The sequence below is a fragment of the Brevibacillus jepli genome (assembly GCF_047229145.1).
Taxonomy (GTDB): domain Bacteria; phylum Bacillota; class Bacilli; order Brevibacillales; family Brevibacillaceae; genus Brevibacillus.
Genome location: NZ_JBFEFW010000003.1, coordinates 107,494 through 122,690, shown reverse-complemented (window position 1 = coordinate 122,690; position 15,197 = coordinate 107,494). Strand labels below are relative to the sequence as shown.

The following is a 15,197-nucleotide window of genomic DNA, read 5'->3' as shown; positions in this document are numbered from 1 at the left end:
TTAGACTTCAAAAATAGATGGACCTGCATTGAAGTACCGCGCTTCTGGGTGAGCAAATACCATTGCCGATACGGAAGCCTCTGGCTCCATCATGAAGCCCTCTGTCAACTGAACACCGATATCCTCCGGACGAAGCAGACGGAACAACTGCGCCTGATCCTCCAGGTTCGGGCAAGCAGGATAACCGAAGGATACACGAATCCCCTGATATCTGGCACCGAAGCGTTCCAGCATCGTCATCTCGACCGGGTCCGGTATTCCCCACACGTCACGCATGACGTGGTGAATGCGCTCAGCGAATGCCTCTGCAAGCTCAAGAGCCAAAGCTTGGAGGACGTGAGAGCGCAAGTAATCGCCACGCTCTTTTAGCTCTGTAGACTTTTCACGAATCCCTCCACCAGCTGTTACGGTGAGGAATCCAACATAATCCATTTCGTTGCTCTCCACTGGTCGTAAGAAATCGGAGAGGCATAGATGTGGTTCTTCCAGCTGACGCGGGAACGAGAAGCGCTCCAGCAGCTTGCTGTGGTCTTTTGGATCATAAACCAAAATGTCGTTGCCATCTGACTGTGCCGGGAAGAACTGATACACACCGTGTGTCGTAATGGTTCCTTTTTGCTTCGCTTCATTTAATAGTTCTTCTACGATGCCATACAGCTCCAGTACTTTCTCGTCGCCTGCTTCTATCAATCTATCCACATTTCCACGTACACCGAGATGCTTTCCGAGAAGCATCCGCAGATTCAAGTACGGCTGAAGGTGGCTGATCGGATATTGTCGCAGGACATGGCGATCACAATCTGGCGGCAGATGAATCGGGACTGTTCTGCTAATGGCTGAGCGAGCTGGCAAAGGTGCTTTTGTCTCCTCCACAACAGGCTGCTCTGTTGCGACTGCTTCTAACAAATGCTGCTGTTCCTCTACCAAGCGATCACGCTCTTCCGGATTTTGCAGACGATTGACGAGCTCCAGACCGTCCATGGCATCTTTTGCGTATAAAACGATACCGCGATATTCCGGTGCAATCCGGTTCGAGGTGAACTTGCGGGTTAAAGCCGCACCGCCAACCATCATCGGGACATCAATTCCTGCATCACGCAGGTCCTGTGCGGTAATGACCATTTGCTGTGCGGATTTTACCAAGAGCCCCGATAATCCGATTGCATCGGGCTTTTCTTCTCTGCATGCGGCAATCAATTGCTCTGGCGGTACCTTGATTCCTAGATTGACGACATTGTAGCCATTGTTCGATAAGATGATTTCCACCAGGTTTTTCCCGATGTCATGTACATCGCCCTTGACTGTCGCCAACAAGATTTTTCCCTTCGCAGCGGCATCGCTCTTTTCCATGAATGGCTCCAGAAACGAAACGGATGCTTTCATAACTTCCGCGCTTTGCAAAACCTCTGCGACGATAAGTTGATTGCCGTTGAACAGGCGACCGACCTCTTCCATCCCTGTCATCAATGGTCCGTTGATGATCTCCAGCGGTGCATATTTTTCCAAAGCCAGCTTCAGGTCTTCCACCAGACCATCTTTTGAACCCTCGACCACATAGCGGGCCAAGCGCTCCTCGACAGTCAACGAAGAGACTTCCACACTGACTTCCTTTTTCTTTTGGCGATAAAATTCTGTAAATGCCGCCAGCGTCTCATCATTCGTCTCGAAAAGCAGTGCTTCTGCCAGCCTTCTCTCGTCTTCTGGAATCGATGCGTAGCGCTCCAGCTTTTCCGTGTTCACGATGGCGTAATCGAGACCTGCGAGTGTCGTGTGGTACAAGAAGACCGCATTCAGTACCTCCCGTCCCGCTGCAGGCAAACCGAAGGAAACGTTACTGACACCAAGGATCGTCTTGCACGCAGGCATGGCCTGTTTGATCAAACGAATACCTTCAACTGTTTCTTTCGCAGAACCGATGTATTGTTCATCCCCTGTTCCTACTGGGAAAACGAGTGGATCGAAAATAATATCCTGCGGCTTTATTCCATACTGGTTCACGAGAAGGTCGTAGGAGCGTTGTGCAACCTCCAGCTTCTTTTCGCGTGTGACAGCCATACCCGCTTCCTCGATCGTACCAACGACAACAGCTGCACCAAACTTGTGAATGAGCGGCACCACTTCCTCAAAACGCTCCAGTCCGTCTTCCAGGTTGATCGAGTTGAGAATAGCCTTTCCTTGCGAATAGCGAAGTCCCAGCTCCATGACCTTGGCATCTGTCGAATCTATCATGAGAGGAGCCTTTACTTTTTTCACGATGAACTGTAGGAATTTTTCCATATCTTCGTATTCATCGCGATCCGGGTCAGCCAAGCATATATCGATGACGTGTGCTCCACGCTTCACTTGGGCTCGGGCAATATCAGATGCTTCTTCATAGTGGCCACCCGCGATCAGATCACGGAACTTTTTGGAGCCGATGACATTGGTTCTCTCCCCTACAAGTAGAGGACGATTGTCATCCTCGACATAAACAACATCGATCCCGGAGACGACACTCAGCGGGTCTACAGCTGCGCTGCGCGGCTTGCAGTCTTTCAATGTTTCCGCCATGGCTCTGATATGGTCTGGCGTCGTTCCGCAGCAACCACCCGCAACATTTATCCAGCCCTGTTCAGCGAATGCGCGCATTTTGGAAGCCAGTCCTTGGGGCGTTTCATGGTAATGACCGTTCTCGTCAGGCAATCCTGCGTTCGGATAGCAGCTGACTGCACAGTGGGCGAGCCCCGACAGCGTCCGCAAATGATCACGCATGAATTCCGGTCCCGTCGCACAGTTCAGACCAATCGAAACTGGCTGTAAATGCTCCAAGGAGAAATAGAAGGCCTCGATGTTCTGACCCGCCAGCGTCGTGCCCATCGGTTCAATTGTCCCTGACAGCATCACCGGGATTTCTGTCTCGAGCTCTGCAAAAGCCTTGCGAATACCGATTCCTCCAGCCTTGACGTTTAGCGTATCCTGTGAGGTTTCCAAAAGCAGAACATCAGAGCCGCCGAGAATCAAGCCTTTTGCCTGACGATAGTACGCCTCGACCAGCTCATCGAAAGTGACACCGCCTGTTAACGCAAGAGTTTTGGTCGTAGGTCCCATCGCTCCTGCGACAAAACGCGGCCACTCCTCCGTAGAATAGGCATCCACCGCTTCTCTGGCCAAGCGGGCAGCCGCTATATTGATTTCAAGGTCTTTATCAGCCACATCGTACTCAGCTAATACGATCGAAGCAGCACCAAACGTATTCGTCTCAACGATGTCTGCGCCCGCCTCCAAATATTTCTCATGGATCGAACGGATCACATCTGGTCTGGTCAGGTTCAGGAGTTCATTACAGCCATCATAGGCCTCACCGCCAAAATCATCTGCTGTCAGATTTGCCTGTTGAAGCATGGTGCCCATCGCACCATCCAGAATCAGAATTTTCCGGGAAAGCTGTTCGCGAAAAGTTGGTTTCATTGACGTGCCCCTTTTCTCCCTTGCATCGGCTTATTTCTCAGTAGTTCGGTACATAAAAAAATCCTCTTCTTTGAAAGAAGAGGATTTGTCAGCAGATACGAAAACGCCTGAGACATCCTCTTATCTTTCAAAGCACGTAGCTTTGCTGGAATTGGCACCGGATTTTTACCGGTTGCCGAGGCTTCATCAGGCCAGTCCCTCTGCCTCTCTGGATAAGAGTCGTACATTTGTCATTTAGTTGTTTTACGAATTGTCTTGAATGTTTGCAAGTATCTTAACACCCCCTTTGTCTCCCCGTCAATTGTGAATTGTCTATTTTTTACTGAGCCACTCCACTTACGCGCCCATTTTTGCATCAGTGGGCATCCGCCCAATCCAATATCGGCATTCGTGTATAGACTGGAGTATAACGGAAAGGAGGGGAAAGCAAGATGAGTACATCATTCTGCGGTAACGGATTTTTCGGTGACTGCTTCGCAATCGTGCTCGTGCTGTTTATCCTGTTGGTAATTATTGGGTGTTCGTGTGACGACTGTTAGATAAGTGATAAAAAAGGCTATCCCAAAAGCCATCAGGAATGGCTGCGGGATAGCCTTTTTTTCGTTTTTAGTTGGTAATGATCTCACCTGTCACAGCATCGATCGTCATTCTTTTATTCGCCAGTTTTTCGTCACTCCACGGCACATAAGCCAGCTTAGGCTGCGTTAATTGCTTCTGATCCACATCTTTTATCAAATAGACCAGCTTTAAAGGCATGACACGTAAATACTCCTCTACAGCCTTGTCCTTCGAGACGATGTTGCCTGCGGCAGGCAGCTCCACCAGTTCATGCGTCTCTCTAAAATTATGGAACTTCGTCACTTTGCCCGTCGAGGGATCGACCGTTACCGAATAGGCCGAATTTGGATTATCGTCGTCCAGTACAGGAATGCCGTCTTTGCTTATGAAATACTCGAATCCCCATTCTCCTGATGACACCGGATTCGCTTCGCCTGCATCCAAGACCTGCGCCAATTGTACTTCTGTTACGCCTGGATCGACGTATTTATGCAGGAAAGCCAGTGCTGCTGCTTCCGCTTGTTCGCGTTTGACTGTGACTTTCGTATCCGATCGCGGTGTTCCCAGTCCTACGACACTGCCTGTTTCTGCAATAACTTCTACACCGATATATTTGTCGTTTTTATCATTCCACACATATTCCTTGCGTCCATCGCGATCAATCGTACTCTCTCTGTAGGTCGAGTCATCTACCTGTATGCCAAATTCGGCTTGCAGCAGTGCTTTTGCCTCCTCCTTGGAGCGAACCTTGACGTAATCCTTCGGAGTTGAAATCGCATGGGCTTTCTTTGTATTCAACTGATCGTATGCGAGACCGTTGTTTCCCGTACCATACACAATTTTGCCGGTTGTCGCATCAATGTTCCACTCCGTTCCATCCTCTCGTCCCGCCAGCATGAAGGAAACACCAGGCGTGTACTCCAAGACAGGCTTGCCTTTTTCTACTTTTTCTCCGGAGCTGGTATCAAGCATTTGTACGTATCGAAGCTTCATGTGCTCACTCAGCTCTTCGATGGCGACCTTTTCAGAAACCGCAGTAGACACATCCGGGTACTGCGAAGCGTCGAATGTGACGGGCTCCTTATTGAAAAACAGGAGGTTACCAGCTTCATCTGTAGATATGCGTATCACATCAGATAATACCGGCAATCCGTTATGATAACGTTGGTACAAGCCTGGCTTGCTCTCGTCCGCCAGTCGATAATTCTCGCTATCTGCTCCGAGCAGCTTGCTCAGGAACTGACGCTCTTGCTCTTTGGCTTTTTCTCCTTCTGCTTTCTTTTCATCCTTCTTCTCAACGGAGTAGAATTCCAGGGCTTGCCCATTCCCAACGATACGAAGAGAAGCCTGGTGCCCTACCTTATTGACTTTCCCTACGTCCAGTGACATGCCATCGCTGTTCTTTGCTTTATCAAAAAGAAGAAGCGAATGGTTCATATCAGGCATAGCATCTGTCAGCTTGGTGAAAAAGGCTTGTTCACTCTTGTTTATACGCCCAAAAAACGCGACCTGCTCTTTGCTATTAACGCGAACAGACGTGATATCGAACGGAACAGGATGGCCATTTTCCATTCGTTGATAGTTAACGCTCATCCACTCGCCTTCTGCCCAATAGTCGTTGCGATAGACCTCTGTTCCTATGTGCCGATAGGCCTTGCTTTCCTCCCCCAAGAAATCTTGAAGGAATACACTCGCTACACTCTCAGCAGTCTTGGCTGAAGGTAATGTTACTGCCTGTTGTTCTTCCCGATCATCCGGATCTGGGTCCAGTCTCTCACTTTCAATCATAAAGCTCTCGATTTGTCCAGTTTGTGTATCATAAGCAACCGTGGCACGAGCGTTATCACCTTCCAATAGCGTTACGTCAGTAATCGAATGTCGGGTACTATCCACTCTTATTGTCATCTTGCTCAAAGCTGGAAGCGCCTTTTTCAATGGCAAAATGGCCTCTTCTGGCGCCACCTTTACACTGTTCTGATTTGCCTCTGTATTCTTTTTATCCGTTCCATTCGCTGCAACTGCGTTCGCCAAATTTTTGCCACTTGGCATTTGTGGAGGAAACCAGCCTTGTTGCTGCATGCCCACTGCTGTTACTGCCAGGCAAGCTGCCAGCGATCCTGCCATGAATATTCTGTTTCGATTCTTGTGTTTATCCTTTGCAATCGCGCCTCTGATCCGTAATTCCATTTCTTTTGTAAACCTCACTTCTTCTATAGATTCTTGGCTTCCATCCCGTACCGCTTCACGAATTTGCTTATCTACGTCCATTCCAATCCCTCCTTTTCACACAATGCCTTAAAATGTTTCCGGGCCCGGGACAATTGGGTTCGTACGGCATCTTCTGAAATATCCAACACTTGTGCAATCTCTTTTATCGACAAATCTTCATAGTAATGAAGTACCATGACTTTTCGGTAGAGTGGCGAGAGCTTCATCACCTGCTCCGCTACTTCTACCTTGCTCATTCGTCTAATGACTGCCGATTCAACATTTGCGGTGTCCACTCTGTCCGGTGGTGCTTCATCCTTGGAGAGGTATGTAGAAAAAATCTGGCGAAATGACCACGAACGCAAATATTTACGGGACTCGTTGATCGCGATTCGGTAAAGCCACGTTTTCACGCTACTCTGGTGCCGGAATTGATCTAGCCCCCGATACGCCTTCAGAAACACTTCCTGTGTGATGTCTTCCGCGATTCCCCTATCCTTGACGATCAAGTAGGCGAGCTGCACGATGTTATCTCCGTACTCGCTCATGAGTCTCGTCAGCTTCTCCTCGTTGGTCAGTTTCAGCGTCCAGTCCGCTTTGCTACTTTTGGCACTTGCATTCACGTGCTGTTCACCTCCTCTTTCGTGAAAAACGACTAGCCGTTTTTCATCAATTAGATAAGACCGCTTGCGGTCAGCAAAGACGGCCATGACTGTTTTTGCGTGTTGATATGTATTTGATCCAGCTGGCTCATTTTTGTGACAAGATTATCTGCTGCACTCCATTACGTTGCTTTCATTGTCAGAGCACATTCCATTTGCTATCATGAGGCTGAATGCGTAAACGAAAGGAACGATATGAAAATGGACGCCTTGCAAGCGCGTGAAAAAGATAAATTTCTGTCCTGTTTGGAGACAATCAAAGAATTATCGAAATCCGATTTTGAAACATATTCCATCGTTAAGAATACCGAAACAGGGGAACATTATCTCCATTATTTTTTGTCCCACATAAACTTATCGGAGGGAGGCAGAAGAGACGATTACGATCATTTCCTGCCGATTGAATCCGACGATATTTTAGGGATTATGTTCGGTGATCAGCCTTACCACTATCCTGATAACTGGCGCTCCTCTTTCTTGCGTAGTGGTAATGACAATCGATTGATCCCCTTCGATCCATCGGAAAATCATGATCTGGAAGAGGCTGCAGCTGCCGAGCTGGCCATGCTCGAAAAGCTGGAACAGTACAAAGAGCAAATGATGAACGCGGATAACCTCAGCGCGGCAGAAAAGGAAGAGCTGACCAAGCAATATTTCGCGGAATTAGATAAGATTTTGAAAAAACCCGAACAGTGAGTTGCATCCTGACGGACAAAACAGCTATAATTCTAGAGAAACTAATGAATCGTTGATGAGGAAAGTACTCCTTGTGTATGGCTATAGCGAGTCGGGGACGGTGTGAGCCCGATGCCAAACCATGTGAGGAAGCGCCCCTCGGAGATGCGGCCTGAACATCCTACGCCAGCCATCATGGACAGCGGATCGTGTAGGGCTATGCCGGGACTGCCCGTTACAGCAGATCAAGCGGTTTTTGCCTACCTGTTCTATAGGAGGTAAAAACAACAAGAGTGGCACCGCGGGAGTATAACCTCTCGTCTCTTTTTCACAGGAGACGTAGAGGTTTTTTTTATTGATGGAAAGGGGAATATTCAAATGAGCTACAAACACCAAGTCGCTGAAAAGATTGCTTCTGCGCTCTCCTCTATGGGCGTAGACACGCTGACAAAAGAAGCCGTATACGGCATGCTGGAAACACCACCGAACCCTGCTATGGGCGATGTTGCTTTCCCTTGCTTCCAATTGGCAAAAGCATTGCGCAAAGCTCCACCGATGATTGCAGCAGAGCTGGCTGGTCAACTCTCCGGTGCACCCTTGCGCGAATCACAAGCGGTTGGTCCGTACGTGAACCTGTTCCTGGATCAGGAAAATGTGGCTACGCAAGTAATCGGAACAATCCTGACACAAGGCAGCACATACGGAAGCAGCAATGTCGGTCAAGGACGCAAAGTACCAATCGACCTCTCCTCTCCGAATATCGCCAAGCCGTTTTCCATGGGTCACCTGCGCTCTACCGTTATCGGTAACGCGATTGCGAACATCTTGGAAAAGCAAGGCTACGAGCCAGTGCGCATTAATCACTTGGGTGACTGGGGTACGCAATTCGGTAAACTGATCGTTGCCTACCGCCTATGGGGTGACGAAGCAAAGGTAAAAGCAGAACCGATCAAGGAGCTGCTAAGCCTCTACGTCCGCTTCCACGAGGAAGTCGAGAACGATCCTACCTTGGAAGATCAAGGCCGTGAATGGTTCAAAAAGCTCGAGGATGGCGACGAGGAAGCACAGCATCTGTGGAAATGGTTCCGTGATGAATCCCTCAAGGAATTCATGAAGATCTACGACCTGATGAACGTAGCCTTCGACTCCACGCACGGTGAAGCGTTCTACAACGACAAAATGGATCGCGTCGTTACCCTGTTGGAGGAAAAAGGTCTCTTGACGGAATCCGACGGTGCGATGGTCGTGAACCTCGACGAATACAACATGCCACCATGCCTGATCAAGAAATCAGATGGTGCTACCTTGTACGCAACGCGTGATTTGGCTGCTGCCCTGTTCCGCCATGAATCGTACGATTTTGCAAAAGCACTCTATGTCGTAGGAAACGAGCAACGCCTCCACTTCCAGCAGCTCTATAAAGTGTTGGAAAAAATGGGCTATGCGTGGTCCGCGGATATGCACCACATCCCATTCGGCATGATGCTTAAGGACGGCAAGAAAATGTCCACGCGCAAAGGGAAAGTCGTTCTCCTGGAAGAAGTGTTGGCACAAGCGATTGCCGATGTCCAAAAAGTCATCGAAGAGAAAAACCCTACGCTGTCAACTAAAGAAGAGGTTGCTCGCCAGGTTGGGGTAGGCGCAGTTATTTTCCATGACTTGAAAAACTTCCGCCTGAATGATGTCAACTTCTCTTGGGAAGAGATGCTGACCTTCGAAGGCGAAACGGGACCATACGTGCAATACGCACACGCGCGTGCATGCTCGCTGCTGCGCAGAGGCGGCTACCAGCCAGCAACGACGGTGAACCTGGCTTCCGGTGCACTCGACAGCAAAGAGGCTTGGGCAGTTATTACCCTCTTGAACGCGTTCCCAGAGGTAATTGAACGTGCTGCCGATAACTTCGATCCGTCGCAAATCGGCAAGTATGTGATCGACCTGGCGCAAACGTTCAACAAGTTCTATGCGAATGTACGCATCCTCGCTGAGGAAGAAGATGTGAAAGCATCCCGCCTCCAGCTCGTAGCAGCAGTCGTTGCTGTGCTGAAGGAAGGTCTGCGTCTGCTCGGTCTGGCTGCTCCAGAAGAAATGTAATTCAGTAAATGATAAAGCCGGTTGCTTTCCTCTTGTGGGGTAGCACCGGCTTTTTTGGATTGTCCCGTGTCATCATTGTTCATCTGTGAGATAATGGAGCTATGAGTATCTGATGGAGGTGAGCAACGATGGGAAGAAGTGTACATTTCGGCAAGACTGAATTTACCTTGCGTCTCACTGGCTTGCATGCCGTCTTCGCCTTGAAGAGCACGATCACATTACCGTATCAGTCGATCAAGCATGTCGAGGTCGGTTCTTTTGTTCCGCCAAAATGGATGTTACGCATGCCTGGGACATCTATTGCTCCATTGAACATATATGAAGGAAGCTTTCAGCATGCAAATGAGTGGTACTTCCTTTCATTTTCTCAGACAGAGAACCTGCTGATCCTTGAGATAGAGGGTCATGGCAAATATCAGCATGTGATTGTACAACTGGAAAACCCAACCGAAGTAGCGGCTACATTGCGAAATCACATACACGAACAGCAAAAGATCACCAAATAAGCGATCACGCTTTCATGCCAAAAGCCCCGAATCATTCACGTTCGGGGCTTTGTCATCTGCACATGAGAAGCTTATATCGTCATATTTTCATAAATCATGGACATGCCCATCCCGCCAGCCATGCACAGTGTCACCATGCCATACTTTTCGCGTCTGCGAATCATCTCGTTCATCAACGTCACAGTCAGCTTGGCACCAGTCGCTCCTACCGGATGACCCAAGGCAATTGCGCCACCATTGACATTTACCTTGCTCGTGTCCAGCTCCAGACATTTGATCACAGACAAAGCCTGAGCGGCAAACGCTTCGTTTAATTCGATGAGCCCAATGTCCCCCAAGGCTAATCCCGCTTTCTCAAGCGCCTTTTGCGTCGCTGGCACTGGTCCGATCCCCATCACACCCGGCTCGACTCCTGCGCTGGCAAAAGCCTTTATTTTCACGAGTGGAGTCAAGCCGGCTTCTTCTGCCTTTTCACGAGACATCATCAACACAGCGGCTGCACCATCATTCATCGGACATGCATTTCCGGCCGTGATCGTCCCCTCTTTTTGAAAAACACTGCGCAGCTTGACCAGCTCTTCCAGCTTGATATCATGCCGCACTGATTCATCCTGTGCAAAAATTCGAGTGCCTTTTCGATCCTTGAGTTCAATCGGAACAATTTCAGCAATGAATTTCCCCGCGTCGATTGCTGCTGCTGCTCTTCTGTGACTCTCATAGGCAAAATGATCCTGCTCCTCGCGGGTTATCCCGTACTGTACAGCCAGCCGTTCTGCTGTAATGCCCATGTGCTCACCCTCAAGCGAGCAAATCAAACCATCCGACAGGAGCGCATCCTCCATGGTCAAGTTGCCGAATTTACTGCCCCAACGGTTCTTCACGAGGTAAGGAACGTTGCTCATGCTCTCGACCCCGCCCGCAATCACGACGTCCTCTTGACCGGCAGTAATGGCTAACGCTCCGTTGCCGATCGCTTTCAAACCCGAGCCGCAGGCCTTGATGACAATGTGTCCATAGACATCACGTGGAAATCCCGCCAGCTGCGAGCTAATACGGGCAGCATTGAGTCCTCCCCCATGTACGTAACCATTGCCAAAAATCACTTCATTGACTTGTTCCTTGGGCAAATCGACCTTGCTCATCAAGCCTTCCAATACTTGGCGTCCCAGCTCCGTTGCCGATACGTCACGCAGACTTTTGCCGAATGCACCAACTGCACTGCGCACACCCGCCACGATTACTACATCTCTCATGCCACAGCTCCCTTTCTTTATATGCGGTTACAGTACGCGGTTCAAAAATTCTCTTGTGCGCTCTTCCTTCGGGTTGTTGAATATCTCTTGGGGCCTGGCCATCTCGACAATCTTGCCTTGATTCATAAACGCAACCCAATCGGCTACTTCCTTGGCAAAGCCCATTTCGTGCGTCACGATGATCATGGTCATTCCTTCTTGGGCGAGCTGCTTCATCGTCTCCAGCACTTCCCCTACGAGCTCTGGATCAAGTGCGGAAGTAGGCTCGTCGAACAGCATGATCTCAGGCTTCATCGCCAGCGAACGAGCAATGGCCACACGTTGCTTTTGTCCACCGGAGAGGCTCGACGGGTAGACGTCCGCTTTTTCAGACAGACCAACCTTTTGCAGCAGTCTGAGAGCTTCCTGCTTCGTTTCTTCCTTGTCTGCCTTCTTTGCGATCAGTGGCGCCTCCATGATGTTTTCCAGAACCGTTTTATGCGGAAACAGATTGAAGTGCTGGAAAACCATGCCTACCTTTTGCCGCACCTTGGTCAAGTCATCCTTTTTCGAATCGATGCTTTTTCCTTCAATAAATATTTCGCCGCCGTCCTTAATCTCCAAAAAATTAATGCAACGAATCAGGGTACTCTTGCCCGAGCCACTGGCGCCAATCAAGACGACGACCTCGCCCTTACCCACTTGCAGCGTAACATCCTTGAGAACTTCCACTTTGCCGAAGCTTTTCTTCAAATTTTGCACGCGGATCATTTCTTGTTTGCTATCCATCGTTTTTCCCTCCACTCTACGCGTCCCCTTTGGCCAGACGCTTCTCCATGATGTGGACAACATAGGTAAACATCATGACAATGACCAAGTAATAAAAGGCCACAATTAGAAAGTACGTCATTTCATCAAACGTTTCCGCAGACAAACGGCGTGCCAGAGAGAACAATTCGTCCATCGCAATGAAGGCGGCCAGTGACGATTCCTTCAGAGACAAAATAAACTGGTTGCCAAGCGGCGGGATCGACCTTTTCATGGCTTGCGGCAAAATAATCCGGCGCATGGTCTGACGAGCGGACATGCCCAAAGACAGTCCTGCTTCCATTTGTCCTTTATCAATGGATTGAATGGAGCCCCGGAATATCTCTGCGATATAAGCACCGCTGTGAATGGCCAGTGCGAGTGCAGCCGACCAAAATTGCCCGAGGTCAATCATTTTGTAAAAACCGAAGTACAAGACGAATATTTGCACGATCAGTGGCGTACCGCGAATGACCATGATGTACGCATTCGCGATAAAGCGTGCGATCGGAAACTTAGACACCTTTAACAAGGCGACAAACAACCCGATGATCGAGCCTACAATGACGGAAGCAATCGTCAGCTGGAACGTCAGCAGCAGCGGCTTCCAAAAAAACGGCAATGTACGGAAAAACTCTTCAGTCAGATGGGCAAAACTGGGCACTGGATGCCACCCCTCGCTCGTAATGGAATATACCTGTCATACCGTGGTGTGCCAAAGTACGACAGGCAAGTGAAAGAATTGCGACTCTTTATTCGGCTTTGCTAATGTCGCGATTGAAGTACTTTTCACTCAACTTCAGATAAGTGCCGTCTTCAACCATTTGCTTGAGCACTTCGTTGATCTTGTTCAGCAATTCCGTATTCCCTTTGCGCACCGCAATGCCATGCTGGACTTCCGAAAGTGGAGTCCCGCTTTTCTTGAGCTTCAAGCCTTGTGCAATAGCAATTTCTCCTACCACGCTATCCGTAATCACCACATCATGTTTTCCTTGCTCGAGGGCACGCAGAGCCGTTACATCGCTGTCATAGGTCTTGATGTTATCCGTATACTCCCTTGCCATCTTTTCATGTGTAGTGCCAAGTGCAACCGCTACTTCCTTGCCTTTCAATCCTTCCAGCGTGCTGATTGTACCATCCGGTCGAACGAACAGTTGACCACCGGACAAGTAGTACGGATCTGCGAAATCAACCTGTTGCTTCCGCTCCTCCGTAATGACATGGCTGGCAATCGCCGCATCGTAGCGTCCTTCCTTTACCCCTGCAATAATGCCGGAAAAAGGCGAAGTGACTGGCTTTGGTGTAAGATTTAAACGCTTGGCGATCTCATTGCCGATCTCGACATCGAATCCGGTCAATTGACCATCCTTGAAGTAGCTGAATGGCTGGTACTCACCCGAAGCTGCATAAACAAACACGCCTGCCTCTTTCGTCATCGACGATGCAGTTCCTGAAGGTGCCCCACCTGCTTGTCCTCCGCTGCTTTCCGTTGATGCGCCTTGGCTACATCCACTGACCAGAAGTGACAAGGAGAATACGACTCCTGCGATGGTTTTGATCGTTTTTTTCATAATTTACATCCCCCAATTTTATATTGTGCGCGCTTACATTTCTCACTACTCTACTATTTGTAAATTTTCTGAAATTATGAGTGGTGCTCCAGTATTCGCGATGACATTTTCCAACGAGTATGGGTACATCACCTCTGTCAAAAGCAACCCTCTTTGCGTGACCTCAATGACGGCTCTCTCGGTAATAATGAGATCGACGCAGCCCTTCGCCGTCAGTGGCAATGTGCACTCCCTGCGAATTTTGGGCTCTCCTGCCTCATTCAAATGACTCATCAGCACTATCACTTTCTTGGCGTAGTACGCCAGCTCCGCTCCCCCGCCAATTCCGTGGACCCGTGATCCAGGAACGATCCAGTTTGCCAAATCGCCTCGTCGATTCACCTGCAAAGCCCCGATAAACGCTACATCGAGCTTTTTCCTGCGGATCATGCCATACGCGATGGTACTGTCAAAATACGACGCTCCCGGTACAACAGTCACAGGCGCTCCACCTGCATTGGAAATATGCTGATCCTCTTCTCCCTTTATCGGAGTCGGTCCGACCCCAAGGATTCCATTTACCGAGTGGAACATCACATGCCAATCATGCGGGATAAAATCAGCAACGAGCTCGGGAATCCCGATCCCCAAGTTCACAGCCATTCCGGGAGCGACCTCTTTGGCTGCACGCCACGCGACCATATTTCGCTGATCCATTCCCAGCCCCATTAGCTGTTCCCTCCGTCGCGAACTACGATATAATCCACGAAAATGCCAGGTGTCACGATTTTTTCCGGGTCGAGCTCTCCTGTGGGAACGATTTCTTCCACCTCAGCGATGGTGATATCTGCGGCCATCGCTACCAATGGATTCAAGTTTCTTGCTGCCTTGTCATAAATGAGGTTTCCGTAGGTATCTGCCTGTTTCGCATAGACGATCCCTACCTCCGCTGTAATAGCGGCTTCAATCTGACAAGGTCTTCCGGCATAGACAAACGGCTCTGCCCCTTCTATTCGCTCTTCTATTCGCTCTCCTCTCATGCTCGCATCCACAACGATTCCCGGAATGCCAACACCTCCCGCTCGAATCTTTTCTGCGAAAATCCCTTGTGGACAAAATGTCACCTCGAGCTTCCCGTCCATCATTTGTTGACCTGCTTCGGGATTGGAGCCAATATGCGTTGTGATTAGCTGCCTCACCCGCCCATGACTGATCAGCTTGCCTATTGCTACTTGCGGATACCCTGCATCAATCCCGATGAGTGTCAAATTTTGCACGCCCTTGTGCAAAATCGCATCTATCAAGTGTGCCGGGGAGCCAATCGTACCGAATCCGCCATACATGAGCCGGGTGCCATCCAGAACATGCTCCACTGCTTGTTCGTGCGTCACCAGTTTAGATAGCATCGCATGCAATTCCTTATCTCTTAATGTTGGGTAAATCACTTTACGTCAACCT

The 15,197-nt window shown here is 49.4% G+C and carries 13 protein-coding genes, 1 riboswitch and 1 other annotated feature; of the genes, 4 read left to right on the top strand and 9 right to left on the bottom strand.

Features of this window, described 5'->3' with window-relative positions:
* Positions 1-3,447 carry a methionine synthase gene (metH, locus tag AB1L17_RS04345; RefSeq protein WP_412843408.1) on the bottom strand — a complete coding sequence of 1,149 codons (3,447 nt, stop codon included), beginning with the start codon at positions 3,445-3,447 and terminating at the stop codon, positions 1-3.
* Positions 3,448-3,564: 117 nt separating this feature from the next.
* Positions 3,565-3,666, bottom strand: a riboswitch (SAM riboswitch).
* A 212-nt stretch (positions 3,667-3,878) separates the two neighbouring features.
* On the opposite strand from metH, the gene AB1L17_RS04340 reads away from it, so the two are divergent.
* Positions 3,879-3,986 (top strand): YjcZ family sporulation protein, encoded by a 108-nt coding sequence (locus tag AB1L17_RS04340; protein WP_007724452.1) that lies wholly within the window; start codon positions 3,879-3,881, stop codon positions 3,984-3,986.
* A gap of 67 nt (positions 3,987-4,053) precedes the next feature.
* On the opposite strand, the gene AB1L17_RS04335 is transcribed toward AB1L17_RS04340, so the two are convergent.
* Both AB1L17_RS04335 and AB1L17_RS04330 read right to left on the bottom strand, forming a co-directional pair.
* Complete coding sequence (locus tag AB1L17_RS04335; protein WP_412843407.1) at positions 4,054-6,273, bottom strand: YcdB/YcdC domain-containing protein; 2,220 nt, start codon at positions 6,271-6,273, stop codon at positions 4,054-4,056.
* A complete protein-coding gene (locus AB1L17_RS04330; protein WP_412843406.1) occupies positions 6,264-6,836 on the bottom strand; it encodes a sigma-70 family RNA polymerase sigma factor in 573 nt (190 codons plus the stop codon). The genes AB1L17_RS04335 and AB1L17_RS04330 overlap by 10 nt, the downstream gene beginning before the upstream one ends.
* Positions 6,837-7,076: 240 nt before the next feature.
* Between AB1L17_RS04330 and AB1L17_RS04325 the strand changes: the two genes are divergently transcribed.
* From AB1L17_RS04325 to AB1L17_RS04315, 3 genes are all read left to right on the top strand, one after another.
* Positions 7,077-7,571, top strand: coding sequence for a hypothetical protein (locus AB1L17_RS04325; RefSeq protein ID WP_412843622.1), 495 nt, complete (start codon positions 7,077-7,079; stop codon positions 7,569-7,571).
* 43 nt (positions 7,572-7,614) lie between these two features.
* Positions 7,615-7,878, top strand: a binding site (T-box leader).
* A gap of 50 nt (positions 7,879-7,928) precedes the next feature.
* Positions 7,929-9,644: an arginine--tRNA ligase gene (gene argS / locus AB1L17_RS04320; protein WP_412843405.1), complete on the top strand. Its 1,716-nt coding sequence runs from the start codon at positions 7,929-7,931 to the stop codon at positions 9,642-9,644.
* Positions 9,645-9,772: 128 nt separating this feature from the next.
* Entirely contained in the window at positions 9,773-10,150 is a 378-nt protein-coding gene (locus tag AB1L17_RS04315) for a hypothetical protein (protein ID WP_412843404.1), read from the top strand.
* A gap of 71 nt (positions 10,151-10,221) precedes the next feature.
* On the opposite strand, the gene AB1L17_RS04310 is transcribed toward AB1L17_RS04315, so the two are convergent.
* The 6 genes from AB1L17_RS04310 to AB1L17_RS04285 all read right to left on the bottom strand — a co-directional run bounded on the left by AB1L17_RS04310 (position 10,222) and on the right by AB1L17_RS04285 (position 15,145).
* Positions 10,222-11,403, bottom strand: a complete 1,182-nt coding sequence (locus tag AB1L17_RS04310; RefSeq protein ID WP_412843403.1) for a thiolase family protein — start codon at positions 11,401-11,403, stop codon at positions 10,222-10,224.
* Positions 11,404-11,430: 27 nt separating this feature from the next.
* The gene (locus AB1L17_RS04305) at positions 11,431-12,171 is read right to left on the bottom strand and encodes an amino acid ABC transporter ATP-binding protein (RefSeq protein ID WP_412843402.1); all 741 of its coding nucleotides are present in this window, start codon (positions 12,169-12,171) and stop codon (positions 11,431-11,433) included.
* 16 nt (positions 12,172-12,187) lie between these two features.
* A complete protein-coding gene (locus AB1L17_RS04300) occupies positions 12,188-12,853 on the bottom strand; it encodes an amino acid ABC transporter permease (RefSeq protein ID WP_412843401.1) in 666 nt (221 codons plus the stop codon).
* An 88-nt stretch (positions 12,854-12,941) separates the two neighbouring features.
* Positions 12,942-13,760: a transporter substrate-binding domain-containing protein gene (locus AB1L17_RS04295; RefSeq protein ID WP_412843400.1), complete on the bottom strand. Its 819-nt coding sequence runs from the start codon at positions 13,758-13,760 to the stop codon at positions 12,942-12,944.
* Between the two features lie 45 nt (positions 13,761-13,805).
* A complete protein-coding gene (locus AB1L17_RS04290) occupies positions 13,806-14,468 on the bottom strand; it encodes a 3-oxoacid CoA-transferase subunit B (RefSeq protein WP_412843399.1) in 663 nt (220 codons plus the stop codon).
* Positions 14,468-15,145 (bottom strand): CoA transferase subunit A, encoded by a 678-nt coding sequence (locus AB1L17_RS04285; RefSeq protein WP_412843398.1) that lies wholly within the window; start codon positions 15,143-15,145, stop codon positions 14,468-14,470. The genes AB1L17_RS04290 and AB1L17_RS04285 overlap by 1 nt, the downstream gene beginning before the upstream one ends.
* Positions 15,146-15,197: the final 52 nt, after the last annotated feature.

Excerpts from the sequence above, each read along its gene's own strand:
- metH (WP_412843408.1), bottom strand. The coding sequence starts at position 3,447 with ATGAAACCAACTTTTCGCGAACAGCTTTCCCGGAAAATTCTGATTCTG.
- AB1L17_RS04340 (WP_007724452.1), top strand. The coding sequence starts at position 3,879 with ATGAGTACATCATTCTGCGGTAACGGATTTTTCGGTGACTGCTTCGCA.
- AB1L17_RS04335 (WP_412843407.1), bottom strand. The coding sequence starts at position 6,273 with ATGGACGTAGATAAGCAAATTCGTGAAGCGGTACGGGATGGAAGCCAA.
- AB1L17_RS04325 (WP_412843622.1), top strand. The coding sequence starts at position 7,077 with ATGGACGCCTTGCAAGCGCGTGAAAAAGATAAATTTCTGTCCTGTTTG.
- argS (WP_412843405.1), top strand. The coding sequence starts at position 7,929 with ATGAGCTACAAACACCAAGTCGCTGAAAAGATTGCTTCTGCGCTCTCC.
- AB1L17_RS04315 (WP_412843404.1), top strand. The coding sequence starts at position 9,773 with ATGGGAAGAAGTGTACATTTCGGCAAGACTGAATTTACCTTGCGTCTC.
- AB1L17_RS04310 (WP_412843403.1), bottom strand. The coding sequence starts at position 11,403 with ATGAGAGATGTAGTAATCGTGGCGGGTGTGCGCAGTGCAGTTGGTGCA.
- AB1L17_RS04305 (WP_412843402.1), bottom strand. The coding sequence starts at position 12,171 with ATGGATAGCAAACAAGAAATGATCCGCGTGCAAAATTTGAAGAAAAGC.
- AB1L17_RS04295 (WP_412843400.1), bottom strand. The coding sequence starts at position 13,760 with ATGAAAAAAACGATCAAAACCATCGCAGGAGTCGTATTCTCCTTGTCA.
- AB1L17_RS04290 (WP_412843399.1), bottom strand. The coding sequence starts at position 14,468 with ATGGGGCTGGGAATGGATCAGCGAAATATGGTCGCGTGGCGTGCAGCC.
- AB1L17_RS04285 (WP_412843398.1), bottom strand. The coding sequence starts at position 15,145 with ATGCTATCTAAACTGGTGACGCACGAACAAGCAGTGGAGCATGTTCTG.